Source organism: Paenibacillus sp. J2L1-98, from assembly GCF_056269405.1.
Map to the genome: position 1 here is coordinate 54,408 of NZ_JBWDNW010000002.1, position 26,281 is coordinate 80,688.

Annotated in this window: 23 protein-coding genes; 4 read left to right on the top strand and 19 right to left on the bottom strand. The window is 45.1% G+C overall.

The features are described from left to right. Position 1: 1 nt before the first annotated feature. From AC0YNZ_RS04930 to AC0YNZ_RS04955, 6 genes are all read right to left on the bottom strand, one after another. Positions 2 to 1,501 (bottom strand): malate:quinone oxidoreductase, encoded by a 1,500-nt coding sequence (locus AC0YNZ_RS04930; protein ID WP_475825578.1) that lies wholly within the window; start codon positions 1,499 to 1,501, stop codon positions 2 to 4. A 574-nt stretch (positions 1,502 to 2,075) separates the two neighbouring features. After that, the gene (locus AC0YNZ_RS04935) at positions 2,076 to 3,272 is read right to left on the bottom strand and encodes an MFS transporter (RefSeq protein WP_475825579.1); all 1,197 of its coding nucleotides are present in this window, start codon (positions 3,270 to 3,272) and stop codon (positions 2,076 to 2,078) included. Positions 3,273 to 3,317: 45 nt separating this feature from the next. Then, positions 3,318 to 3,698, bottom strand: a complete 381-nt coding sequence (locus AC0YNZ_RS04940) for an aminotransferase class I/II-fold pyridoxal phosphate-dependent enzyme (protein WP_475825580.1) — start codon at positions 3,696 to 3,698, stop codon at positions 3,318 to 3,320. Between the two features lie 46 nt (positions 3,699 to 3,744). Continuing rightward, the gene (locus AC0YNZ_RS04945) at positions 3,745 to 3,930 is read right to left on the bottom strand and encodes a DUF3737 family protein (RefSeq protein ID WP_475826138.1); all 186 of its coding nucleotides are present in this window, start codon (positions 3,928 to 3,930) and stop codon (positions 3,745 to 3,747) included. A 104-nt stretch (positions 3,931 to 4,034) separates the two neighbouring features. Next, entirely contained in the window at positions 4,035 to 5,213 is a 1,179-nt protein-coding gene (locus AC0YNZ_RS04950; protein WP_475825581.1) for an MFS transporter, read from the bottom strand. A 263-nt stretch (positions 5,214 to 5,476) separates the two neighbouring features. Then, positions 5,477 to 5,806: a carboxymuconolactone decarboxylase family protein gene (locus tag AC0YNZ_RS04955; protein WP_475825582.1), complete on the bottom strand. Its 330-nt coding sequence runs from the start codon at positions 5,804 to 5,806 to the stop codon at positions 5,477 to 5,479. Between the two features lie 205 nt (positions 5,807 to 6,011). On the opposite strand from AC0YNZ_RS04955, the gene AC0YNZ_RS04960 reads away from it, so the two are divergent. After that, positions 6,012 to 6,557 carry a TetR/AcrR family transcriptional regulator gene (locus AC0YNZ_RS04960; protein WP_475825583.1) on the top strand — a complete coding sequence of 182 codons (546 nt, stop codon included), beginning with the start codon at positions 6,012 to 6,014 and terminating at the stop codon, positions 6,555 to 6,557. Between the two features lie 85 nt (positions 6,558 to 6,642). Here AC0YNZ_RS04960 and AC0YNZ_RS04965 read toward each other — a convergent pair whose 3' ends face one another. The 5 genes from AC0YNZ_RS04965 to AC0YNZ_RS04985 all read right to left on the bottom strand — a co-directional run bounded on the left by AC0YNZ_RS04965 (position 6,643) and on the right by AC0YNZ_RS04985 (position 12,330). Further along, positions 6,643 to 7,623, bottom strand: a complete 981-nt coding sequence (locus AC0YNZ_RS04965) for an aldo/keto reductase (protein ID WP_475825584.1) — start codon at positions 7,621 to 7,623, stop codon at positions 6,643 to 6,645. Between the two features lie 357 nt (positions 7,624 to 7,980). Next, on the bottom strand, positions 7,981 to 9,021 hold the full coding sequence (locus tag AC0YNZ_RS04970) for an NAD(P)-dependent alcohol dehydrogenase (RefSeq protein WP_475825585.1): 1,041 nt from the start codon (positions 9,019 to 9,021) through the stop codon (positions 7,981 to 7,983). Between the two features lie 367 nt (positions 9,022 to 9,388). Beyond that, positions 9,389 to 10,432, bottom strand: a complete 1,044-nt coding sequence (locus AC0YNZ_RS04975) for an NAD(P)-dependent alcohol dehydrogenase (RefSeq protein ID WP_475825586.1) — start codon at positions 10,430 to 10,432, stop codon at positions 9,389 to 9,391. A 352-nt stretch (positions 10,433 to 10,784) separates the two neighbouring features. Then, complete coding sequence (locus AC0YNZ_RS04980; protein WP_475826139.1) at positions 10,785 to 11,174, bottom strand: MerR family transcriptional regulator; 390 nt, start codon at positions 11,172 to 11,174, stop codon at positions 10,785 to 10,787. A gap of 178 nt (positions 11,175 to 11,352) precedes the next feature. Next, positions 11,353 to 12,330, bottom strand: coding sequence for an aldo/keto reductase (locus AC0YNZ_RS04985; RefSeq protein ID WP_475825587.1), 978 nt, complete (start codon positions 12,328 to 12,330; stop codon positions 11,353 to 11,355). A 280-nt stretch (positions 12,331 to 12,610) separates the two neighbouring features. Here AC0YNZ_RS04985 and AC0YNZ_RS04990 point away from each other — a divergent pair, with 280 nt between their 5' ends. Next, the gene (locus AC0YNZ_RS04990) at positions 12,611 to 13,159 is read left to right on the top strand and encodes a TetR/AcrR family transcriptional regulator (RefSeq protein WP_475825588.1); all 549 of its coding nucleotides are present in this window, start codon (positions 12,611 to 12,613) and stop codon (positions 13,157 to 13,159) included. 458 nt (positions 13,160 to 13,617) lie between these two features. Here the strand turns inward: AC0YNZ_RS04990 and AC0YNZ_RS04995 are convergent, their stop codons facing one another. Continuing rightward, a complete protein-coding gene (locus AC0YNZ_RS04995) occupies positions 13,618 to 13,788 on the bottom strand; it encodes a hypothetical protein (protein WP_220039034.1) in 171 nt (56 codons plus the stop codon). Positions 13,789 to 14,042: 254 nt separating this feature from the next. Between AC0YNZ_RS04995 and AC0YNZ_RS05000 the strand changes: the two genes are divergently transcribed. Then, complete coding sequence (locus tag AC0YNZ_RS05000) at positions 14,043 to 14,204, top strand: AraC family ligand binding domain-containing protein (RefSeq protein WP_475826140.1); 162 nt, start codon at positions 14,043 to 14,045, stop codon at positions 14,202 to 14,204. A 305-nt stretch (positions 14,205 to 14,509) separates the two neighbouring features. Here the strand turns inward: AC0YNZ_RS05000 and AC0YNZ_RS05005 are convergent, their stop codons facing one another. The 7 genes from AC0YNZ_RS05005 to zwf all read right to left on the bottom strand — a co-directional run bounded on the left by AC0YNZ_RS05005 (position 14,510) and on the right by zwf (position 25,081). Continuing rightward, positions 14,510 to 15,409: a cell wall hydrolase gene (locus AC0YNZ_RS05005; protein WP_475825589.1), complete on the bottom strand. Its 900-nt coding sequence runs from the start codon at positions 15,407 to 15,409 to the stop codon at positions 14,510 to 14,512. A 295-nt stretch (positions 15,410 to 15,704) separates the two neighbouring features. Further along, positions 15,705 to 17,993, bottom strand: a complete 2,289-nt coding sequence (gene metE, locus AC0YNZ_RS05010) for a 5-methyltetrahydropteroyltriglutamate--homocysteine S-methyltransferase (RefSeq protein WP_475825590.1) — start codon at positions 17,991 to 17,993, stop codon at positions 15,705 to 15,707. A gap of 110 nt (positions 17,994 to 18,103) precedes the next feature. Further along, positions 18,104 to 19,006, bottom strand: coding sequence for a LysR family transcriptional regulator (locus AC0YNZ_RS05015; RefSeq protein ID WP_475825591.1), 903 nt, complete (start codon positions 19,004 to 19,006; stop codon positions 18,104 to 18,106). Positions 19,007 to 19,455: 449 nt separating this feature from the next. Further along, positions 19,456 to 20,805, bottom strand: coding sequence for a glucose-6-phosphate isomerase (locus AC0YNZ_RS05020; RefSeq protein ID WP_475825592.1), 1,350 nt, complete (start codon positions 20,803 to 20,805; stop codon positions 19,456 to 19,458). Positions 20,806 to 20,846: 41 nt separating this feature from the next. Further along, complete coding sequence (gene fsa / locus AC0YNZ_RS05025; protein ID WP_475825593.1) at positions 20,847 to 21,515, bottom strand: fructose-6-phosphate aldolase; 669 nt, start codon at positions 21,513 to 21,515, stop codon at positions 20,847 to 20,849. Positions 21,516 to 21,582: 67 nt separating this feature from the next. Beyond that, on the bottom strand, positions 21,583 to 23,577 hold the full coding sequence (gene tkt, locus AC0YNZ_RS05030) for a transketolase (RefSeq protein ID WP_475825594.1): 1,995 nt from the start codon (positions 23,575 to 23,577) through the stop codon (positions 21,583 to 21,585). Beyond that, positions 23,555 to 25,081 (bottom strand): glucose-6-phosphate dehydrogenase, encoded by a 1,527-nt coding sequence (gene zwf, locus AC0YNZ_RS05035; RefSeq protein ID WP_475825595.1) that lies wholly within the window; start codon positions 25,079 to 25,081, stop codon positions 23,555 to 23,557. Before zwf ends, tkt begins: the two co-directional genes overlap by 23 nt. 176 nt (positions 25,082 to 25,257) lie before the next feature. Here zwf and AC0YNZ_RS05040 point away from each other — a divergent pair, with 176 nt between their 5' ends. Beyond that, the gene (locus tag AC0YNZ_RS05040) at positions 25,258 to 26,136 is read left to right on the top strand and encodes a LysR family transcriptional regulator (protein ID WP_475825596.1); all 879 of its coding nucleotides are present in this window, start codon (positions 25,258 to 25,260) and stop codon (positions 26,134 to 26,136) included. The last annotated feature ends 145 nt before the right edge of the window (positions 26,137 to 26,281 follow it).

The window sequence follows — 26,281 nt, forward strand, 5'->3', positions numbered from 1 at the left end:
ATTAAATATAGACTCGCTCTTTTTTGCTTAGACCAAGCGTAGCTGCTGTTGAAGTTTGAATTTCGTGCAGAAGCTCTGGATTTTCCATTAGTGACACGCCATAAGAAGGAATCATTTCTTTAATTTTCGGTTCCCACTTTTTCATATGTTGCGGGAAGCATTTATTAATTACCTCAAGCATCACGTGAATAGCAGTAGAAGCACCTGGGGAAGCACCTAGTAATGCTGCAATCGAGCCATCAGCGGCACTAATTACTTCCGTACCAAATTGAAGTGTACCTTTGCCGCCAGCTTCAGTATCTTTGATAACTTGTACACGTTGGCCCGCTACTACATAGTCCCAATCCTCGATTTTGGCGTTTGGGATAAACTCTCGTAACTCTTCCATGCGCTTTTCCTTCGATAACATAACTTGCTCGATCAGGTATTTTGTCAATGACATGTTTTTTGCACCTGCCGACAACATCGTTATAAGATTATCCGGTTTTACGGAAGTTACCAAATCAAACATTGATCCGGTTTTTAAAAATTTTGGTGAGAAGCCGGCAAACGGTCCAAAAAGCAACGATTTTTTATTGTCGATAAATCTTGTGTCAAGATGCGGAACAGACATTGGAGGAGCTCCAACCTTAGCTTTGCCGTATACTTTTGCATGATGCTGCGCTACAACATCCGGATTATTACACACCATAAAGATTCCGCTTACCGGAAATCCTCCAATATGTTTTCCTTCAGGAATACCGGATTTTTGCAGTAAATGCAGACTTCCTCCCCCGCCTCCGATAAAGACGAATTTTGCAGTATGGCGTTCGACGTTACCGCTGTCGTTTCGTACTTTCAATTCCCACGAGCCGTCGCTAGTACGTTTAATATTATCAACGCTATTTTTGTATTTGATATCGACGTTTTTACTTTTTAAGTAGTCAAACAAAATGCGCGTTAAAGCACCAAAGTTGACATCAGTTCCAGAATCGATTTTTGTTGCTGCTATAGGTTCATTCGATGGACGATCTTGTATAATAAGCGGAATCCACTCCATCAGTTTTCTAGGGTCATCGGAAAATTCCATCCCTTGAAACAGAGGATTATCTGACATCGCTTCAAAACGTTTCTTTAAAAATGTTACATTTTGTTCTCCTTGTACCATACTCATATGAGGCAATGGCATGATAAAGTCCTGCGGATTACGTATCAGCTTGCTGTTTACAAGATAAGACCAAAACTGCATAGAAAGCTGAAACTGTTCATTAATTTTGATAGCTTTGCTAATATCTATAGATCCGTCCGGTTTTTCGTCAGTGTAGTTAAGCTCGCACAGTGCCGCGTGCCCTGTTCCTGCATTATTCCATTCGTTAGAGCTTTCCTCTCCAGCATTCTCGAGCTTCTCAAACACTGTAATTTTCCATTCCGGTACTAATTCTTTCAGAAGTGTCCCTAAAGTCGCACTCATGATTCCGGCACCAATTAAGATGACGTCTGTTTTAGCTTCTCTGCTGCTCATTTTTACCATCCTTATACCCTGAAATTTGTAGGCGCTCCTGCTTTGGCGTCACACTAAGCCAAGGGGCGACCTAGTCACACACCTATTCTGTTTCAATTATAACAATATCATAGTGTATTACAATTATTTATAGATTAAAATATCAACGATTTTCTGATAATTATAAGCTATTTAAAAGCTAGTGAGAAGTCCGTCCAAAAGAGCCTGGAAACACACAAAAACCAATACCTTAACCCAGCTTCTTGCAAGGATTAAGAAATTGGTTTGCCATTACCAGTGAACCGCCACCATCGTTGCGCACTCCATCATGTGCATCGCCTGCCAACTTTTGACTCGCCAATAGAAAAACGTTGATCTCTAGGAGCGCAATACTTCTGACAGCAAGACGCAGCTTATTAAAATTACTTAAGCTGCGCCTAGTTTCGTGTTGCCTTTTTTTGGTAAATGTTATCCATTATTTTCAGAGTAGTCCAACGGACTATTGGTATTTACTATTGAGTATACACATTGTTACATCAATGTTTCCGTCTGATTGAGTACAATTTCGTGAACATCTATAAGAGACTGCCCGAGCTTATTTGGAAACCGCGTCAACTTGTTTCGAAGGAAGAGGATTGGTATTCAGAGGGGACGGTACTTTGTTTTTCAACAAACGTTTCACAAAGAAAATAAACAGCATCAAGGAAAACGCTACTGACACTGCGCTGACCGTGAACATTGCCTGGTAGCTCGTGTACTGGGAGACCCAGCCTAACATAATCGCACCTAGTCCGATGCCAAGGTCATTAGCAGTCGATATAGAGGCATTGGCAACCCCTAAACGGTCCGGACGGGCCAGACGTATCGTTGCCGCTTGAAGAGCCGGCTGCGCGGAACCGAAGCCGGTGCCATAGAGTACCGCCGATATTAGCACGCCGATCAAACCGGTCGAGAGGCTCAAGACAATCAATGCGCAAATCGTAATCACAAGTGCCGGTACAATGACAAAATTCTCTCCGTACCGATCAGAAAGTTTTCCCGAAATGGGACGGCTGAGTGCAAGTGTTGCAGCAAAGGCCATAAAGAACGCGCCGGAATTAACCTGTATCGACTCAGCGAACAGCGGTACAAAGGTGGTAATGCCGCCATAAGCGATAAACAGAAAAAAGACCGATGCCGCAACGGGCAAGACCGATTTTTCGAACAATTCGATTCTTCTGCCGCTCGTTTGCGGCCGGAAAGGCATTTTTGCACCTAACATCAAGAGCAGCGCTATAGCAGAGAGGACGACGGCGAATAAAAACAAAGAGCTGTACGATAAGTTCTGTGTAACCCAAATGCCGAACATCGGGCCGATTGCCATAGCCAGGGTCATGGACGTGCTAAACCACCCCATTCCCTCGCCGCGGCGGGTGGACGGGATCATATCCGTAATCGCCGTCATCGTGGCGGTTGTGGAAAAGGCCCAACTCATCCCGTGCAAGATTCTAAGCCCCATCAGAACGAGAATTCCCCCGACCCAGTCATACATATACATTGCCAGGATGAAGAGAAGCAGTCCCCAGACGATAAACGGGCGCCTGCCGAACCGGTCCAGCAGTCCGCCGACGAGCGGCCGGAAAATAACGGCAGACAGCATAAACGCGCCCATCGCCAGACCGACCTGCGATTCGTTGCCGCCCATCTGATTGATGAACAGCGGCAGAGTCGGATACAGCATATAAAATGCGTTAAATAAGAATAGGTTTCCTATAGTCATAAGAGTAAACGACTTCGTCCATAAGCGTTCCATGTTTCATTCCTCCTTGGGTGAACCTTTTCGAGACCTTCGGGCAAATCATCGTATTGAATTTACGATTTTCTCCAGCCTTGCTAATCCCTCGGTCAATAACGACGCTCTGGCACAAGCTATATTAATACGAATGAACCCCTCTCCTGCTTCACCATATGTGCGGCCGTCACTAATTCTTAGGCCGGCTTCTTCATAGAGTTTATTACAGAGCTCTTTTGAACACATGCCAAGACTTTTGCAATCAATCCACATTAGATAAGTAGCTTCAGGCACCACAACCTTTAGCTTCGGAATCCTTTCCTTCATGAAGGAAAGGAAATAATCTCGATTCCTTTTTAAATAGGCTAATAATTGATTTAACCAGTCTTCACCCTCAGTATTGGCAGCAATCAAAGCCTCGATCCCAAAATCATTCGGTTCTGCCACCTCATTCACATTCAGCGATCGATTTATCTTCTTCTTGTACACCTCATTAGATCATTTCACAATTTTCAAGTATTAAGTTTTCGGCATAACACAGAGGCTGTGCTCCTATAATTTTGCAGTTCACCAGTCTTAGACTTTTGGAATACCACCCTTGATATTCTCCATCTAAAACAGAATCATATACGGTAATGTCCTCTGAATTCCAAAGGCATCTTTTGATGTAATGACACAGTTACGTACAACGCCTTTTTAACATACTGGAATGAGCAAAAGTTCCTTTTTCGATCAATTTCATCATATATAATCCTCTTTCTGTCCCAGATTTCTTAAGTTCTGTTACCTTGGACTGCTAACCGTATCGCCATGAGACGATTGTGTACGGCTAAAGGAGACTACCGCTAGACCTAATGCAATCGCGACCGATGAAGCCCCGATCCAACTGACCGCTTGCATCGATGAGCTTCCTGCAGCCATCCCCCCTATTCCAGCGGCCACGGCTATGCTTAGCTGTAAGATGGAACCGAATAGGCTAAGCATGATTCCTGAAGCTTCAGGGGCGAGCAAGACTAAGTTATATTGTAGACCCGGGCCAGATGACCACGCCGAAAAAGCCCATAGCATAAGTAACGGAATGGCAATAAAGGTTGATCCGGTGATCGTGGAAAGCAGCACAAGAGTAACAACATGGATAGCCATCCCTCCTACAAGTGTCCGGGGGATGCCGATACGATCCGTCAAGAATCCGCCGAACTTGGAACCCATTAGGGTCGCGATTCCGAAGGCAAAGAGCGCAACACTTATCTCCCGTTCGCTCATAGATGTAACGGTTAACAGGAACGGTGCTATATACGCGAAAAGCACTGCATAGCCTAACTGCCAGAAGAACGTTACAGCAAGAGCGGTTAAAATTTTCGGATTTTTGAAAAGGGAAAGCTGCCTGCTCAGAGGGACGACGGCTGCCTCAATTGTGGAAGGAATCGTTCGTGAAACAGCGAAGATCGCCAGCAGGCTAAGAATACCGATACCTACAAAAATGACCTTCCAATCATACGATGCGGCTACAGCACGACCAATGGGAACGCCGACAATGAGGGCTGCGCTTGATCCCGTTATAACGGTAGCAATCGCTCCAGCCTGACGTTCAGGTGACGCCAGTTTTGATGCGACAGTCTTGGCGATGGCGCCAAAGACGCCGCTTCCTACAGCAAGCAAAACGCGAGAGAAGATGAGAAAACCAAAACCAGAAAGGGTAACTGTCGCAAGGCTGCCGAGTACCAGGATAGCGAGCGACAGTATAAGCAGTGTACGCCGTTCCAGGTTCGCCGTGGCCATCATGACAATCGGGGAACCGATTGCGTTGGCAATTGCGAATACTGTGATCAGTTGCCCCGCCGCCGAGACCGAGATATTTGCGTTGGCAGCTACTTTGTCCAGAATGCCTGCTATGATGAACTCCGATGTCGCGACCAAGAAAGTAATGGTGGCAAGCATATAAATTTTCAAGGTAGTGCTCATTTTTTTAGGATCCTCTCCACGTATATGACCCTATTTCTTGAAGAGAAAGAGACGGACCACTGCCTTCAGTGGTCCGTTACTCCAATTTGCTCGGAAATGGCGAGCGGCAAAATTTCGATCTCGGTTTGACGTTTAACCAGGTTATACATCGGTTGAATTAATTCGAATCGAACGAGTTGTTCTTTTGCCGTTGTCGATCAATGTGGCGTAAGACTATTTCAAATGGTTAAACTATTTTCACTTTTGCTGCCGCCTCGATGTATCTACCTTTCTTTTGAGAACAGATCTTTTGCTGCCATAATCGCAGACATCGCCTTCGGCCAACCAGCATAAAAAGCAAGATGGGTAATGACTTCGATAAGCTCCTCTTCCGATAGACCATTCTCCTTTGCCTTACTTAAATGAAATTTCAGTTGTTCTGTATTTCCACCCGCAATCAAGCTGGAGACGGTAATTAAACTGCGATCACGAGGAGAAAGTTCCTTTCGCTCCCACACATCTCCAAATAAGACGTCGTCGGTTAATTGGACAAGTTTTGGCGCAAAATCTCCAATCATTATCTGTGCACCAGTAAGCTCCTTTGAATTCGACATTTGCTTGCCCTCCTTCGAAAATTTTCGCTTAATTGATCAAATCAATAAATGTTGAATATTCTATACAGATTGATAAATCAACTTATGTTTATTATTATAGAAACAAATAGGATGCTTTCAATGGTTAAAAAAACGGCTTATGTTGATAACTCAACACAGCATTCAAAAATGTTAATTATCTAAGAGAGCTTGGTGAATTATAACGATGACAAAAGTGGATCGGAGAATACTCAAATCGCAAGAATCGATTAAAAAAGCTGTTATTGAACTGATGACAGAAAAAAATTTCGATGATATTACCATTCAGGATATTGCCGACCGGGCAAACGTAAATCGCGGGACCATTTATCTTCATTATCAGGATAAATTTGATTTGCTGGATAAACTCATCGAAGCACACATCAACGAGCTTAGGGAAATGTGTGAATGGGCATGTGAGTTGGACTTTATCAATGCAACTGTGCCCTTTTTTGAATACTTTGAGCAGAATTATTTGTTCTTTTCGACCATGTTAGCGAGTAAAGGAGCCCCTTCTTTTCGAACTCGGCTGCTTGCGTTTTTTATGGATGAGTTCAATGATGAGATTGATAAAGCGAGTGGAAGAAATACCGATCTAAGTGAAGATGTTATTGTACAATTTACTGGGACTGCTTACGTAGGGGTAGTAGAATGGTGGTTAAGAAATGGAATGCCATATCCGCCTCAAGTTATGGCAAAACAAGTTGGGACATTATTAGAGAGGAGTCTATAATGCCCCTTTCCGAACAAGAACGCCCTAAGTAATGAACAGGGCGTTCTTGGCGTTTTCATATTTCAAGCTTTTCATCGTATCACAATTACTGATGCCCAACTATCCGATGAGGTACATAAGGTTCTTCCAACGACGCAATTTCTTCAGGGGTTAACCTAATCGAAAGAGCAGCTACCGCATCCTCCAGATGAGATATTTTCGTCGCACCAATAATGGGAGCTGTGACCGGTTCTTTCTGCAGCAACCAGGCAATCGCGATTTGAACACGGGGTACGCCGCGTTTTTCGGCGATAGCTGCAACCTGATCCACGATCAATCGATCGGCATCTGCAGTCGCATCATATTTCTGTTTCGCAATTTGATCGGTTTCGGAACGATGCGTTGTTTCCTGCGGATCTCTTGTCAATCTTCCTCCTGCAAGCGGGCTATATGGGATCACACCGATTTTTTCAGCCTTACAGAGCGGCAGCATCTCTCTCTCTTCTTCACGGTATATGAGGTTTAAATGATTCTGCATCGATACAAACCGGGTCCATCCATTTTTCTCGGCAATATGTAGGGCCTTCAAAAACTGCCATGCATACATGGCAGAAGCGCCTATGTATCTTGCCTTCCCTGCCTTCACCACATCATGCAAGGCTTCCATCGTCTCTTCGATTGGCGTATTGTAATCCCAGCGGTGAATCTGGTACAGATCCACATAATCGGTTCCCAGACGCTTTAGGCTTTTATCAATCTCACTCATGATTGCCTTTCGGGAAAGCCCGGCGCCATTGGGACCTTCATGCATGCGGCCATTAACTTTTGTCGCGAGGACAATTTCATCTCGATTGGCATAATCCTTGAGTGCTTGTCCAACAATTTCCTCGCTTGTTCCGTCGGCATATACGTTTGCCGTATCAAAAAAATTGATCCCAAGCTCCAGTGCTTTTTTAATAATTGGACGGCTGCCCTCTTCATCAAGTACCCATTTATGAAACGAACGCTCTGCTACACCAAACCCCATACAGCCAAGACAAAGCCGGGATACATCCAAACCGGTATTTCCAAGTTTCACATATTCCATATGATTGAATCCTCGCTTTCCAATAGGTTATTAGTTCCTTCAAATGCAGTTTACTCCTTGGAGTTAACTCCAAGTCAAGTGATTTAATTTACGGGGCATTAATTCATGAAATCGTCCAATGGACGCACCCGCTAAGAATGATATTAGATAAACAACTCTGAATTTGATTGGAAATGTTGTTAGAGAATAACCTAACATAGTTTAATTACAAGTAACGCAAAAGCCGTTGATTTGAAGTCAACGGCTTAATACGTCTTCATATGAGGAACTCGAACTGAGTTTAACCCAAGTCTGACTCTGCCCAGCAATGTATTGTTCAGCGTTAATGAGTAACTCCACGAGTTCCATCTTTGACTGTTACAAGGTAGAAATGTCGATAACGAATCGATACCGCACATCACTACGGAGCACACGCTCATACGCTTCGTCTACTTGGTCAGCACGAATGACTTCAATTTTAGGGGCAATGCCGTGTTGAGCGGAGAACTCGAGCATCTCTTGTGTTTCCTGAATTCCGCCAACGAGCGAACCGGCAATGCTGCGACGACTCATAAGCAAGGAAAACACATTGTACTTGTCCGACGCAGTTGGTGCGCCGACATTCACAAGCGCTCCATCTACACGAAGCATGGATAAATACGCATCCACGTCAAGATTTGCCGACACTGTGTTCAGGATGAGGTCAAAACGATTAGCCAACTCGGTGAATGAAGCGGGATCACTGGTGGCAAAGTAATGATCTGCGCCCAATTCGAGGGCTTCACTTTTCTTATTCATCGACTGACTCAAAACCGTTACTTCAGCACCCATGGCATGTGCATATTGGACCGCCAGGTGGCCAAGCCCTCCCATCCCCACAATGGCAACCTTCTTACCTTGGCCGGCGTTCCATTTTTTCAAAGGGGAGTAAGTGGTAATGCCTGCACACAATAGCGGGCTTGCTGCATCCAGATCCAAACTGTCTGGAATAAGGACAACGAACTCTTCCTTTACAACGATTTTTTGGCTATATCCACCGTATGTTTGATTACCATCGTAGTCTAACGAATTATAGGATAAGACAACGCCCTTCGTACAAAATTGCTCCTCACCGTTGAGGCAGTATTCGCATTCTCCGCAGGAGTCAACAAAGCAACCAACGCCAACGCGATCGCCAACAGCAAATTTTGTAACTTCAGTTCCAACTGCTGTTACGACTCCGGCCATTTCGTGACCAGGAACCATTGGGAACATCCCGCCTCCCCATTCATCGAAAGCATTGTGAATGTCGGAGTGGCAAATACCGCAAAACTTAATATCGATTAAAATGTCGTTCGGACGTAATTCTCTCCGTTCAATAGTAGTTTGTTCAAATGGTGCTTTTGCACTTGGGACACTTAGAACACGAGTTTTACACATGTTTTTCTCTACTCCTTCTATCTGGTAAGTTGAGGCCGCTGGATCTCTGCAACATTCAGCCGCCTATAAATAATGAATATAAGTTCATTAATGTACATCTGATTTATATTATACATTAGTTCACTAATAATTCTATTGTTAATTGAACTCAGTTTGTTCATTAGTGAATAAAATCTATTAAAATGTCTATTATCTTTCGGGATGTTTGGTGACCCTCATTATGTCAAAATCGTATTCTGACCCGAAAGAAGCGCATCGCATAGTTGCGGCAACTTGTTTCGGAGTGAAGAGATGCGGTATTCATAGGCACACGCTGTTGTTTTTCAACAAAATGTTTTTATGTAAAGACATACTTGGTGAAGTTTCTTTATTGTTTCAACGTTGCCATATCAATAACGAATCGGTAACGTACGTCCCCTTGTTTAACCCGATCCCAAGCTTGATGCACCTCATCTGCACGAATCAGTTCAATCTGGGGAACGATACTATGTTCAGCACAGAAATACAACATCTCCTGAGTCTCTCGAATACCGCCTATACTTGAACCGGTAAGGTTTTTTCTTGCCAGGATCGAAAACGTATTGAATGATATGGGCTCTGCAGGCAAGCCGACGTTAACAAGTGATCCGCCAACACCTAATAACGATAAATAAGCATCGATATCGAGATTCGCTGAAACGGTGTTTAAAATTAAATCGAACGTGCCGGCAAGCTCGGTGAAAGTAGACTGATTACGAGTTGCATAATAGTGATCGGCACCAAAGCGGAAAGCTTCTTCTCGCTTGTTCTCACCTTGGCTTAACACCGTAACGCTCGCACCCATCTCGTGAGCGATTTGGACGGCGAGATGTCCGAGCCCTCCCATCCCAACGATGGCAACCTTCATGCCAGAACCAGCGTTCCAATGCTTGAGCGGGGAGTACGTTGTGATACCTGCACACAATAACGGGGCAGCAACGTCAAGTCCAAGAGAATCGGGGATACGAACCACGTATTCCTCGTCCACAACGATTTGCTCACTGTAACCGCCGTAAGTGGGATTCCCTTCATAATCTAGACCATTGTAGGTATATACAGCTCCCCTTTTGCAATATTGCTCTTCACCGGACAAACAATATTCGCACATACGGCAGGAGTCTACTAAGCAACCTACACCAACTCGATCGCCGACCGAGTATTCTGACACGTGTGAACCCACGGCATTCACGATACCGACGATTTCGTGCCCGGGCACCATTGGGAAGATCCCTGCCCCCCAGTCCCCTTCACCCTGATGAATATCGGAGTGACAAATTCCCGAGAATTTGATATCAATGAGTACGTCATGCGCTCGAAGTTTTCGACGTTCAATCGTTGTATGCTCCAGCGGAGAACCGGCACTTGCTATGCGAAGTGCATGTGTTTTGAACATATTTGTTTTCTCCTTTCTCTGATTTATTAAAGGAGGTTGTTCAGAGGGCTTAGACGATTTTCTTTCAACGAACGTTTCACAAAGAAAGTAAACATAAATAAGGAAAACGTGACCGACACGGCGCTGAGCGTGAACAAAGCCTGGTAGCCCATGTACTGGGAGACCCAGCTCAGCATGATCACACCTAGCCCAATGCCGAGGTCGGTAGCAGTCAATAAAGAAGCATTGGCAACCCCTTTACGGTCTGGACGGGCAAGACGTATCGTTACCGCTTAAAGAGCCGGCTGAGCGGAGCGGTTGTGGAAACGGCCCAGCTCATCCCGATAATACCAATACTGTTTTACTCTCGAAACTAATCCTCAGGTCTTCTTAGTGTTTGTTCTTTTTTCAATAAGGTCTGTTCATATCTTGCAATTTTATCATCCAGGCGTTCCAACGTTTTCTTCATATCTTCGATTTTTGTTATCAGCAGCTCACGCTGCTCGATTAAGAGTTCCTTTCTTGCCTCAAAGGTTTCATCACCCTGTTGAAACAGCCCGACATACTCAATCAACACTTCGACCGGAAGACCTGCTCTTTGTCGCATACATTTTATAAAATCGACCCACTTACAGTCTTCTTCCGTATAATTTCTGATTCCGCTTTTATTGCGGTTCACACGAGGAATCAGTCCGATGCGTTCATAGTAGCGGAGTGTATCCTGTGAAACATTAAATTTTTCACTTACTTCTGCAATCATCATGGTCATGCGGTTCGCCTCCTGTTTTCCGATATTATTGCACTTGAAGTTAACTTCATGTCAAGAGTAAACCGCGAAAAATAGGCTCTGCGAGCTTCTCTCGATCCCAGGACATTCGCAATTTTTCTTGTAGAGAAAGACAAGACAGACCACTGATCGTTCAATGGTCCGTCTTTCTAGTTTAGATACCGTATATCTGATGCGGTACATAAGGCTCTTCTAGGCTCGCAATTTCGTTTGCATCCAACTTCACCGACAACGAAGCAACTGCATCCTCCAGATGATTTGGCTTTGTTGCGCCGACGATCGGTGCCGTTACCGGCTCCTTTTGCAGGACCCATGCAAGCGCGACTTGCGCGCGAGAAATGCCCCGCGTGGCGGCAAGTTCGGCCACTCTCTCCACGATATTGCGATCGGCATCAACCATGGCTGCAACCAGTCTTTGTCCGGCTTCGTCTATCTCTGAACGGGCTGTCTGTTCATCCCATTCTCGAGTAAGCCGGCCTTTAGCAAGCGGACTCCATGGAATAACACCGATGCCCTCTGCGCGGCAAAGCGGCAGCATCTCCCTCTCTTCTTCCCTATACAGCAAATTCAATAAATTCTGCATAGAGACAAACTTGGTCCAACCGTTACGATCGGCGACATGCTGCGCTTTCAAGAACTGCCAAGCATACATCGAGGATGCTCCGATATACCTTGCCTTACCTGCCTTTACTACGTCATGGAGTGCCTCCATCGTCTCTTCAATAGGCGTCGTGTTATCGAAGCGGTGGATCTGGTACAAATCGACGTAATCGGTCCCCAGCCGTCTCAGGCTGTTATCGATTTCACGAATGATGGCCTTACGGGAAAGACCCGCGCCATTCGGACCTTGATGCATGCGGAAGTGTACCTTTGTCGCAATAACGACCTCATCACGATGCGCGAATTCCTTCAATGCACGTCCGACGATTTCTTCGCTTGTTCCGTCAGAGTATACATTCGCAGTATCGAAGAAGTTAATGCCGAGTTCTAAAGCTCTCTTAATGAATGGCCTGCTCTCCTCTTCATTGAGCGACCATGGAGCGATTCCGCGTTCGGGTACCCCATAACTCATGCAGCCAAGGCCTATTCGTGAAACTTCCAAACCGGTTCGGCCAAGTTTTACATAGTCCATTGTCGATACACTCCTATGTTTTAATTGGATTAGCTCTTCCCGAATACCTCCTCACTCTGGTTGTATTAAAGAGTTTACAACTTGGAGTTAACTCTAAGTCAATACGAAGCGGTTTTATTGGTTAAAAATATAATAATAGTCCTTGATGTATTATTGAACTTCTGTCTATAATTATAAACAGGTACAGAGTTCATGCAATTGTCAGATGAGCGAAATTTGTTAATTAGTGAACGAAAATTTGATATTTGTTTATTATCTTCAGAAAGTCTGGTGACCTCCGATGTCTAAAGTGGATCGAAGAATACTCAAAACGCAAGAAGCGTTAAAGAAAGCCGTTATTGAACTGATGTCAGAAAAAAGTTTTGACGACATTACCATACAGGATCTTTCCGACAGGGCAAATGTTAGCCGGGGAACGATCTATCTTCATTACTTGGATAAATATGATTTACTGGATAAGCTCATAGAATCCCATATCAACGAACTCCGAGAAAGGTGCGAAGCCGCAGCTGAAATGGATTTTATAAACGGGTCACTGATTTGGACCGAATACTTTGAAAGTAATTATTCATTCTTTTCGATGATGTTAGCGAGTAAAGGAGCCCCTTACTTTCGAAACCGGTTCCTTGCGTTTCTTATTGAAGAGTTTAGGGATGAGGTGGATATAACCAAAGGAATAAACAAGGGATTAAATGATGATGTTATCGTTAGGTTTGTTGCATCGGCATACGTAGGGGTAGTGGAATGGTGGTTTACGAATGAAAAGCCAATCCCACATCAAGTTTTAGCAGAACAATTGGGGACATTGTTAGAAAGGAATTGCAATTAGAACCATTTGTTACCCTTCCCTAAAGCTTAATGATGCACCGTCAGTCTATACTTTATTTTCTTTCTGACACTGTCCAACGGAAACATAGCTTCGCTATTGCCATTTACGGGGGTTATGCAATGTAACCGGGCAAGCATTAATGACACCCAAACGTGCTGAACATGAAAAAGATCGCTCACCTCCTGGACAGACAAAATTGAGGAGAGCGATCTTTTTTACTTTTTCGAAAATCTCATTTAAACTAGAAAATTACTCTGGATGTTTTCAGTAAATTGCGCCATCGCTTCCGTATGGATCCATTCGTCTGTATAAGCGTATCCGTTACACGGCAGCTTCAGCAGAAAAGCCATAATAGGAATTCTGTACAAGAATTCGTTATATTGCAGATTTTCCGGAACGGCGCAAGTAAAAGGTTGCTCTTCCATCATATCGTGACGAGAAGAGCAGCCTGCAGTTACTTAAACTTGATTTTTGGGGATACCATTTAAACTTGGGACGTAATCAGCGGCCTTGTTGCTCGATAACGTTTGCGCTTCTTCAGTGAAATGAGCGTTATTTTGCTGATTGTTTTTCTTATCTGCTCGGTTATCTTCGCGGTCATGCTTGGGATCGGCATCATTTTTGGGCATAGCGTTCACCTCCATCTCATAGTTAGTATGAGATGCTGGCATGCATTTTATCCCAGTTTTCCGAAACTAACCACAATCCAGCACATCGTAAGAGCACCAGCAGATCATGATAGTAATGACTTTTTCTGGAATTAATTCGGATTGACCTAATGTCAAACGCTTTCAACGAATTAGAAGTCGCTCCGGTTTCTTATATATAATCATATTAAGAGTAAGATTTATTTTCTTCGAGCTACAATGCCGACATCTTAATTCTGAAACATAACCGATATACGCCGATTTTCAAGCACAAGCATGAATTTTTCGAGATGATTTATGTTTACTCGGGTCATTGCACGCAACTTATTGCTGGCGAAATGATTGAATTAAAGGAAGGTGATTTATGCTTAATCCCGCCGAAGGTTTGCAGACTATAAAATTAAAGAAAGCGATAGAGCTGCTTACCTTCTCCGATTTAAAGGTCCATAACATCAGCGAATCGATCGACTTTGAACTGAATAGCTTTAAGGGAATGTCCTTTGGGAAGCCCCTTGAAGCTGTGGCAATTTTGATTAGTGCTTGGTCATCCAAGTGCTCTTACATACTCCTATGTTCATTCAAATACTTTTACTTCGCTCAATATTTCTTCCTTTCATTCAATACGCTGCCACACGCACAAAAGCCCGTCACGGCTCTCGCCATAACGGACCTAAGTTACATTCTGCGTTTTTTATTGTCATTTCTATTTCGCAAAGCTATGGTTGCCGATCGTCACGATGACTTTCAGACTAGACCAGAATGCTCCTTTGGATACTTTGGAATTATAGAAATAGACTGCATTCTCAATATTGTTCTTCCCGTTCAAGGCATCCTTGGCGGCGCGCAAAGCGCTTGCACTTGGCTTACTCTTATCAAGCAGTCCGTTGTGAGCGGGCGGGAATTGGTTCCCCGAATAAATAACATCATATATTGAATCTGGAAATCTTAAATCTTTTACTCTATTCAGAATTACATTCGCTATGCCAAGTTGTCCCTCGTAGGACTCGTATCCGGCTTCAACCTGCGTGATCTTGGCAAGCAGCATCAAATCCTTTTCCAAGAACGGCTCTGCTTTGTTCTCAAGTATGGAAGGGATGACTACCTGAGCGACTTCCGTCGTAACGGCAGGCTGCACCGTTTCGAGAGCAACGATTTTATCTTCCTGATTAAAATTCACTTTCGCGTGCAGCAGCTCCGCCACATGGCGCAGCGGTATATACGTCCTGCCTTCTGTTACGAATGGCGCCACATCCATCCGATAGCGGCCATCGTTGAAATAAAAGACCGGAACTCCGTTTCCAAGCACTATCTTGTCTTTATATACCGTATGTATGGTAGCTTCTTCATTATCCTTGTCCCAGCTTATGTTTGCGTCGAACATGGCAGCTATGCGCGCCATAGGCACAAACAGCCTTCCATCCAGTATGCGTGTCGGATCGGTCATCTTCACAATCTTGCCATCAAGCTTAATCGATACGCCATTTGCAACCGATGCTTCCTCTTCCTGCGCGGATACAATGGACATCGGCCCGATACAGAACAAGAGAAACGCCAAAACGATGACGAGTATTTGCCTGCTAACCAGCTTACTTTTACTGAACATGAGCTCCTCCTAGCACATTAAGTTTATGTAAAATCCCATTATTCATCTTCTCCGCAAAATTATATCACAGCTTATAGCGCCAATAGGATTAACGTTTTCACATAATTCGTCAATTTACTAAGTGCCCCCTACAAAAAAAGGTCTCTAAAGACATTTTTGCGCCAAAATCGACCATTTTTTCCGTACCTGTCTGTTCGGCATTTATTACGCTGACAAAATAAAATGAGCAGGCTGCCGGGGCGCCTGCTCAACAAAGTTTGTTATACTACTAACGCTTATCGCTTCTCGTTAATTATTACACCGTTTGGGAATGATTCGCACGGGCGATCTGTGTCGCTTCAACCATGTTGCGCAAGGAATTGACCGTTTCTTCAAATCCGCGAGTTTTTAGTCCGCAGTCCGGATTGATCCAGAAAAGCTTCGGATCCAGCACACGCAAGGCGCGTTCGATCATACTAGTCATTTCCTCCACCCGCGGTATACGCGGACTATGGATATCGTATACGCCTAAACCGATCCCCAGTTTGTAGGTGTTCAACTCGAAGCTATGGATCAATTCACCATGACTGCGGGATGTCTCGATCGAAATTACATCCGCATCCATTGCTTCAATTGAATCAATCATGTCATGGAATTCACAATAGCACATATGTGTGTGAATTTGCGTCGTGTCCTGAACCGTGCATGTAGTCATGCGGAACGCTTTAACTGCCCAAGCCAGGTACTTTGCTTGTTCTTCTTCCTTAAGCGGCAGCCCTTCGCGAACCGCAGGCTCATCAACCTGAATCATGCCAATGCCTGCAAGCTCAAGGGCCTCTACTTCTTGTCTAAGCGCATATGCTAGCTGATAGGCGATTTGTTCGCGTGTAATGTCTTCACGGACGAACGACCAGTTCATTATCGTAATCGGGCCGGTTAGCATTCCTTTAACGGGACGTTCGGTCTTCGACTGCGCATACTTTGTTTCTTCTACAGTCATTGCTTCCTCGAACGCTACATCTCCGAATATAATCGGCGGCTTCACGCAGCGGGAACCGTATGACTGTACCCATCCGTACTGCGTGAATGCGAAGCCCGCAAGCTTCTCACCAAAAAATTCGACCATGTCCGTTCGTTCAAATTCGCCATGGACGAGAACATCCAGTCCGATCTCTTCCTGCAGCTTGATCCAAATATCGATTTGCTCTCGTATGAAGTTAGCATACTGCTGATTGTTCCACTCGCCCTTGCGCCACTGTTGACGCGCCTTGCGCACCTCTGCCGATTGAGGAAAGCTGCCAATAGTCGTCGTCGGAAAAATCGGCAATTGCCATTTTTTCTGCTGTGCAATATGACGCTCGGAGAAAGGCACACTGCGTTCCGGATTCTGTGTACTAATTGCAGCTACGGCATGCTGAATGTCGTTACGATTGCGCTCGCTCGAATCCTTAAGCGCCTCCAGAGCGATCTCGCATGTTTCCAACTCTGCTGCAATGGCTGCCTCGCCTGAAGTGGCGGCTTTGGCAAGAAGGACAAGCTCATCCAGCTTCTCATCTGCAAATGCGAGCGCGCCCTTAAGCTCAGGCAAGAGCTTAGCCTCATTTTTTACGGTGACCGGAACATGAAGCAAGCTGCACGACGATTGTACGATGAGCTGGCTTTCCGTTACGGCCTCAGCGAGCTGTTCAAGCAGTGCCAGCTTCTCGCGGAGTGACGCCTTCCAAATACCGCGCCCGTCGATAACGCCTGCACCCAGCACCTTGTCCGCAGGAAATCCTGATGCTTTAATCGATTGCAAATTTCCGGTGAACCCGTGTACAAAATCAAGTCCAATTCCTTTAACGGGCAGTGCGACGATGTCACTATAGTTCTCTACCGATTCAAAATAGGTTTGCAGCATAATGTTCAGGCTTGGCGCCGAAGCGGCAAATGTCTCGTAGATCGTTTTCAACCGCTGTAGATCAGCGCCGCTTAATTTGGTTACCAGAATCGGCTCGTCGATTTGTACCCATTGAACCCCTTCACTCTCAAGCTCCTGAAGGATCTTTATGTAGAGCGGCAGCAAGCGCTCAAGCCAAGCATCGGTCTCTGATAAGCTGTATCCCTTTGAAAGCTTCAAGAAAGTTAACGGCCCTACAATAACCGGCTTGCCTTCAATACCCAGCTTTTCTTTTGCTTCTCGATACGCCGCAAGAGGTTTATTTTCGGTAAGCACCGGCGCCGCCCCATCCAGTTCCGGTACGATATAGTGATAATTGGTGTTAAACCACTTGGTCATTTCGCTTGCTGTTGCATCCTTCGTTCCACGGGCGATACCATAATAAACAGATAATGGTACAATGCCGCCCTCATATTGAAAACGTTTCGGAATAATACCGAACATAGCCGCTGTATCAAGAACATGATCGTAATAACTGAAATCATTTACCGAAATGATGTCGATGCCCTTCTCCTGCTGCTTACGCAAATGATTCAAACGAATCTCCTGCAGCTGACTGTGAAACTCCGATTCTTCGAGCTTGCCAGACCAGAACGCTTCGAGCGCTTTCTTCCATTCGCGATCCGCACCAATACGTGGATATCCTAAAACACTGCTTTTTATCATCTTGTAACACTCCTATACAAATTGTTACAAGTAAGATATCACGTATTAACAGATATAGTGTAACTGGATTAAACTATATCCAGCTATAGCTGAAAGCTATATCAGAGTTTTTATTGGGCTGTCGCTCGCATGAGCGCTTCTATATATGCCATTGCGAGCTTGGATAACGAAGCATTTTTATGGGAAATCCAACCGACATTAATGGTTTCCTCACAATCCAAAGGTACGGGAATAATTTCATTGCCGTTTAAATCGGCGCTTAGAACCCCAGTCGATATGGTATACCCGTTCAATCCGATCAATAAATTGAATAGTGTTGCCCGGTCATTTACACGGATGCTTTTCTTATGTGAAATCGTACTGAGAATCTCTTCTGAAAAATGAAAAGAATTATACTCGCCTTGATCAAAGGACAAATACGGATAATTCTGAAGCTGATCAATTGTCACGATCGATTGTTTTGCCAAAGGGTTCTTAATACTGATGAAAATATGCGGCTTAGCCGTAAATAAGCTATTGAATTGCAAATTCGCGGTTTTGAGCAGCTTGTTGATGACTTTCCCATTGAACTCGTTAAGATATAAGATCCCGATCTCGCTGCGCAAACTTTTGACATCTTCGATAATTTCATAGGTTTTGGTCTCACGCAAAGTTAACTCATATTCTTCCTGGCCATATTCCTGAACGAGACTTACAAATGCATTCACCGCGAAAGCATAATGCTGAGTAGAAACCGAAAAATGCTGCGGGGATGGCTTAGCATTAAGGTAACGGCTTTCCAACAATTCCGCCTGCTCGACTACCTGCCTGGCATAGCTTAAAAATTCAACACCTTCTTTAGAAAGTGAAATTCCTTTATTTGATCTCTCAAAAATCGCAAACTGCATTTCGTCTTCTAGATCCTTAATCGCATTTGAAAGACTTGGCTGAGAAATAAACAACCGCTTGGCAGCTTCATTAATTGAGCCCCGATTGGCGACCTCAATTACGTACTTTAATTGTTGTAAAGTCAATGAAATACTCCCCTCTAACATCTTGCTAGACTCACCCGCAGGTGGATAGCTTGAATGTTCCTCCTTACATTAATTCTAATGTATCATATCCCTTGATGTACATCTAATGAATGCGATATATCCTGCGGCAATGACTGATCCGGGAAGCTGAGCAGACCGGACTTTCGGCCATCATGCTTCCTCCCTATAAAGCCTGGAGCTCTTCGGCAGCATTGGCTGGATCAGGGTCATCCGCCATCTCTTCGCAAGCCAAGGCCTCGCGGCAGGTTATTTCCGGAAGCCTCTAACCCCGCTGACCGCGGAGGAACAGGCGGCGCTTCAAGGAATCCGATTGTCCGTCTAAACACGGCAAGAAAAAACATAAAAAAGGAGCAGCTGCATGCTGCTCCTTCGTATATAGCTTCTTCTGCAAAATTATTGATTTGCAGTTATTTCAATGAGAAAGCCTGTTATTCCTGTCCTTTTGCAGATAAACGCTTAATGAGCTCGGCTTTTTGCGCTTCAAAACCAGGCTTGCCAAGCAGCGCAAACATATTGATCTTGTATGCTTCTACTCCCGGCTGATCGAACGGGTTAACTCCAAGCAGCAAGCCGCTAATGCCGCATGCCTTCTCGAAGAAGTATACCATTTCGCCGTACGTATATTCATTTAGCTCATCCAGCTCTACAATCAGATTTGGCACGCCGCCGTCAACATGGGCAAGCCGAGTTCCTTCGGCTGCCTTCTTGTTCACTGCGTCCATCGTCATGCCCGCAATAAAATTCAAACCGTCCAGATTGCCCGCATCTTCTTGAATGGTCCACTCTACTTTCGGTTTCGCAACTGTTAGCACCGTCTCAATTAGATCGCGACGGCCTTCTTGGACATATTGTCCCATCGAATGCAGATCGGTCGTAAAATCGACGGATGCAGGATAAAGTCCCTTCTGGTCTTTGCCCTCACTTTCGCCAAACAGCTGCTTCCACCATTCAGAAACATAGTGCAAGGACGGTTCAAAGTTAGCCAGCAGCTCAATCGTTTTTCCTTTGCGGTAAAGGGCATTGCGAACGGCCGCATATTGATAGCTTTCATTGGCAGCAAGATCAGGATTATTGTATTTCTTCGCAGCTGCTGCTGCTCCCGCCATCATTTGATCGATGTCGAGTCCTGCAACGGCGATAGGCAGCAGCCCTACAGCTGTAAGAACGGAATAACGACCGCCAACATCGTCAGGAATGACGAATGTTTCATAGCCCTCATCATCGGCAAGTTTTTTTAATGCACCTTTAGATGAATCGGTAGTCGCGAAGATACGTTTTTGCGCTTCTTCTTTTCCGTATTTTTTCTCCATATAGTCTTTCAGAATACGGAATGCAATTGCCGGTTCAGTCGTCGTTCCTGACTTGGAAATGACATTCAGGGAAATATCCTTGCCCTCAAGCAGCTCCAACAAATGAGTCATATACGTTGAGCTGATATTTTGTCCGGCAAAATACACTTGGGTATTCCCGCTCATCTGATTATGGAACGTATGGGACAGCGCTTCGATCGCAGATCTAGCGCCCAAATAGGAACCGCCGATACCAATGACGACCAATGCTTCTGAATTACTGCGAATGCGCTGTGCAGCTTCTTTGATCCTTGCAAATTCTTCTTGATCATATTGAAGCGGCAGATCAACCCAGCCCAGATAATCGGATCCTGGACCCTGCTTCTCATGAAGCATACGGTGAGCCGTGTTTACAAACTCACTGAAGTAATCCACTTCATGCTGCTGGATAAATGATAATGCATTGGAATAATCAAATGAAATCGTCATCTGAACCGTGTCCTTTCAAACCGCATGTAGTTAATTGCAACTTATACCAAAACTGTTTTTTTCCAGTCAGCAGCGAATTTCTCCAAACCTTGATCAGTTAGAGGATGCTTGGAGATTTGCTCGATAACCGAGAATGGAATTGTTGCAATATGAGCGCCAGCCATTGCTACGCGAGTCACGTGATCCGGGTGACGAACGGAAGCTGCGATAATTTGCGCATCAAGATTATGCGTACGGAACAATTCAGCAACTTTTACGATCAATTGAACGCCGTCTTCCGAAATGTCATCCAAGCGGCCAAGGAACGGAGATACATAAGTAGCGCCAGCGCGAGCAGCCAAAAGCGCTTGGTTTACAGTGAAGATCAAAGTTACGTTCGTTTTTACGCCTTTTTTAGTCAGGTAACGGCAAGCCTCCAGGCCTGCAAGCGTCATTGGAAGCTTGATCGTGATGTTAGGGTCATTGTCATTGATTTTGATCAGTTCGTTTGCTTGCGCAATCATTTCTTCCGCTGTAATCGCATCAGGCGTTACTTCTGCAGAAACGGATTCAACTTCAGGCACTTCACGCAAAATTTCAGCAATGCGGTCTTCGAATTTCACGCCTTCTTTGGCAACCAAAGATGGGTTCGTTGTAACACCGGATAGTACGCCGATTTTATACGCTTTTTTGATGTCTTCCACATTTGCAGTATCGATAAAAAATTTCATAGTTAACTACCTCCGTTATTTTGAGTTAATTTTTATTGCTTCATTCGTTATTTTAAATTATTTCTTGTTACTTTAGCAATTCTTTCGTCAGGCGAACAACATTATTGATGGAAAATCCAAAGTATTCCAAGACCTCAGGACCAGGTCCCGATGCGCCGAATGTATCGATAGACACTACTTTACCAGCTGGTCCCGTGTAACGCTCCCAGCCTAACGATATGCCTGCTTCAATAGCTACACGCTTCGAAACAGAGGAAGGCAGAACGCTTTGTTTGTAGTCTTCGGATTGACGTTCGAACAGTTCTCTGCTCGGCATGGCAACCACGCGTACAGAGATGTTATCCTGCTCAAGCTCCGCTTTGGCGCTCATAGCCAGAGAAACTTCTGAACCGGTTCCGATCAGAATGACATCCGGATTGTTGTTGGTTTCCGCCAGGACATAAGCTCCTTTGGCTACCCCATCAATGTTAGCTTTGGTCGCTTCATAAATCGGTAGATTTTGTCTGCTTAGTACCAGCGCTACCGGTCCATCGTTTTGCTGCAGCGCATACGCCCATGCGCTTGCCGTTTCATTGGCATCGGTCGGTCTGATGACCGTAAGACCTGGAATGGTGCGCAGTGCAGCCAAGTGCTCTACAGGCTCATGCGTAGGTCCGTCTTCTCCGACAGCAATGGAATCATGCGTAAATACGTAGGTAACAGGCAGCTTTTGCAGCGCAGCCAAACGGATAGACGGGCGCAAATAATCACTGAATACGAAGAATGTGCTTACGAAAGGTTTTACACCGCCATGCAAAGCCAAGCCATTGCCGGCTGCGCCCATAGCATGCTCACGAACACCAAAGTAAATATTGCGTCCTGAGTAGGAATCGATTGCGAACATTTGCTCTCCGCTGATATCCGTCATCGTCGAATGCGATAGATCGGCGCTGCCTCCGAAGATCGAAGGAACGGTTTTTACATAATGATTGATAGCTTGACCGCTCGCTACGCGAGTTGAAATCGCTTTGGAAGTGTCAAACGTCAGGATGTTTGCTGCATCAATCGTGACAGAGCCGTCGATAACTTCCTCGAACTCCTGGCCTTGCGCCGGATATTTCGCTGTATAGGAAGCAACCAATTTCTTCCACTCTTCTTCTTTGGCTGCACCTTTCCCTTTAAGCTCCTCGAAATGAGCTTTTACTTCTTCAGGAACGGTGAATTCTTCCTCATAATTCCAGCCATAAACTTCTTTAGTAGCTTTCGCCTCTTCTTTGCCTAGCGGATTACCGTGTACTTTGTTCGTTCCGGCTGCCTTGCTGCCGTAACCGATAATTGTACGAATCTCGATAAGCGTCGGCTGCGAAAGGTTTTTCTTAGCTGCTGCGATTGCTTCAGCAATTCCCGAAACGTCGTTTCCGTCCTCAACGCGTAAATATTCCCAATTAGCGGATTCCGCTCTTTTTTGAATATTTTCGCCGAAGGAAAGGTTAAGATCCCCGTCCAAGGAGATATCGTTCGAATCATACAGCACGACTAATTTGCCAAGCTTCATATGTCCTGCCATGGACATCGCCTCGTAGGAGATCCCTTCCATCAAGCAGCCGTCACCGACAAGCGCATATGTGTAATGATCAACAACCGGGAAGCCGTCTTGATTGAATTTCGAAGCGAGATGAGCTTCGGCCATTGCCATTCCGACTGCATTTGCAATCCCTTGTCCCAGAGGACCTGTTGTTGCATCTACGCCATCTGTGTGCCCAAATTCAGGATGTCCCGGTGTTTTGCTGTTCAGCTTGCGGAACTGTTTCAAATCATCAATCGACACCTGATATCCGGACAAATGCAGAAGGCTGTACAGCAAAGCCGATCCATGGCCTGCAGACAGAACGAAGCGGTCGCGGTTAAACCATTTGGAGTTGCCTGGATTATGATTTAATAATTTACCCCAGAGGGCGTAAGCCATCGGCGCAGCACCCATAGGTAAACCGGGATGACCGGAATTGGCACTGTTAATGGAATCGATAGATAGAGTACGGATCGTATCAATTGCTAACTGATCAATGGATTGTTTGGTAAGCATATTGCTCCCCTTCCTTCGTTTCAATTTCTTGTTCCGGCTTAGAATCGAGCCACCAATGGTAGCCGTCCTTTGCAAGTAACGCATCGGATTCGGCAGGTCCGTAAGAACCCGCTGCATACTGATGTAGTGGAACCAGGTTCTCTTCGAATGCGTCTAAGATCGGTTGAACCCATTCCCAGGACAATTCAACTTCGTCCCAATGCGCAAAGAACGTTGGGTCTCCGTTCAAAGCATCGTAAATCAAATTTTCATAAGCCTCGGGAACATCGTCTCGACTCGCAAGAAGATCGATTTGAACGGGTTCAAAATTCCCTTTATGCTCAGAATCCTTCGCACTGAATTGCAGCGTAACGCCTTCGTTAGGACTGATTTCAAATACGAGAAGATTAGGAACTTTACTTTCATTACCTGTATTGAAGGATTGTTTCAACGGCTCTTTAAACTCAACCACGATCCGCGTAGTTTTTTCCTTCATTCTTTTGCCTGTTCGAATATAAAAAGGTACTCCGCGCCAATATAAATCATCGATCTGCAATTTGGCAGCAATAAACGTATCGTTCATGGATGCGGCGGCAATACCCGGTTCGGATTTATAGCCGACAACCGGCTTTCCTTGGATGCTTCCTTCTTTGTATTGCCCGCGGATAACATCGACACTAACGTCCTGCTTTTGCAGCGGCTTGAGAGCTTCCATTACCTTCTTCTTCTTGAAGCTTACCTTTTCGGAAGTGTTGCTCGGCGGAAGGTGAATCGCCAGCATCATGAGCAATTGCAGCATATGGTTTTGGAACATGTCTCTTACCGCGCCAACATGATCGTAATAACCCGCTCTTTCTTCTACTCCGACTGTTTCATTTGCCGAAATCTGCACATTGGCAATGTCACGATTGGTCCATAATGCTTGAATGACCGGATTGGTCTGCTGCAGAGCCTCAAGATTTTGCACCAACGGCTTACCGAGATAATGATCGATCCGGAAAATTTCGTGTTCTTCAAAAGCTTTGCTCAATTTCTCATTCAGATCCCGAGCAGATTGCAAATCATGGCCGAACGGTTTCTCGATGACAAGACGCTTCCAGCCATTCGCGGAACCAAGCCCGCTTTCCCCGATGTTTGCTGCGATCGGTTCGAAAAATTCAGGTCCGACAGATAAATAAAACAGGCGATTCGGCGGCAGACGAAGCTCTTCTTCCCGTTGTTCAACCAGCTGCAACAGCTTCTGGTAATCTTCTTTACGGCCAATATCCAGTACACAGTAACGGAATGCACGCAAGAAATCTTTCACTAATGCAGCATCTTTCGCTTCGCGTCTAGAAAATTGACGGAGTGATTTTTCGACATTAGCCTGGAATGATTCATCTGATAGCTCTCTTCTTCCAAGGCCAATCAAGGAGAATGACTGAGGCAGCTTCTGTTCGATGAACAAATTAAACAAGGCCGGGTAAATTTTTCTTTTGGCTAAATCCCCAGTCGCTCCAAATAAGACAAACGTGGATGGCTCCATTTTCCTATCTCCTTCCAGCAGAACTCTCTTCGACCGGCATTGGTGAAAGCTGCCCTTACAGCAACATGACCGCTTCCCATCCGCAAGCTCTGGTTTCTTTCTCTTTGTTACACTATAATACGTTTATCAGCTATACAAGTAATTAATATATTTCACAGGAGCTATAGACCACGTCTATGAACAAAAATTACGAATTGTACAAAGTATTTTATTGGGCTGCTAAAACAGGCAGCTTGACTCAGGCTGCCAAGGCCTTGTACCTCACTCAACCGAGCGTGAGCCACGCTATCAAACAGCTAGAAGACAGCTTTGGTATCACTTTGTTTTATAGGAATTCCAAAGGCGTTGCGCTGACTCAAGAGGGCGCCATCCTTTATTCCTATATTGAGCAGGCTCAGATCCTAATTTCGCTCGCCGAAGAAAAAATGTCTGCGCTTAAAAATTTGGACAGCGGCGAGCTGCGGATCGGTGGAAGCGATTCGCTGTTCAAGCATTATTTGCTTCCGTATTTGGAAGACTTCCATCAGAAGCACCCCGGTATCAAGATGCACCTGAATCACGGGACTACGCCGGAAATTATCACTTTCTTAAAAGAAGGCAGAATTGATTTGGGTGTCGTTCGGATGCCGATCGTCGATTCACAGCTTGAAGTGAGGGAAAGTATTCAACTGCAGGATTGCTTTGTAGCGGGTGCCCGTTATGGCGAGCTTAAGGGAAAGGTTCTTTCGCTTGATATGCTGCTGCAGTACCCTGTCATTCTTTTCTCCCGGAATAGCCGGGCACGAATGGCCATTACAGAATTATTTCAAAGTTACGGCTATACACTCAAACCTGAAATCGAGGTTGGAAGCGTGGACCTTCTCATTGAGTTTGCGCGGAGAGGACTTGGAATTTCTTATGTGACCAGAGAATTTGTTTCGAAGGAACTGGATGAGGGCTCGCTCTACGAGATTCAATTAGACGTGCCGCTGCCGCCCACTCACGTGGGAATAATGACAATGCGGAACATGCCGCTTACCAGTGCAGCAAGCAGGTTTATTGAACTGGTTAGATAGGCTTTAATAACCGCATAGGATTATGCTCCGATTGCAGCTTTAACATAACAGAGGCTGCCGTTGAATCGGCAGCCTCTGCAGTACTCGAAGATCTCCGTATGAAATCGACGGCTTAATTCTATTACTTTAAATTAAAGTCATCCCA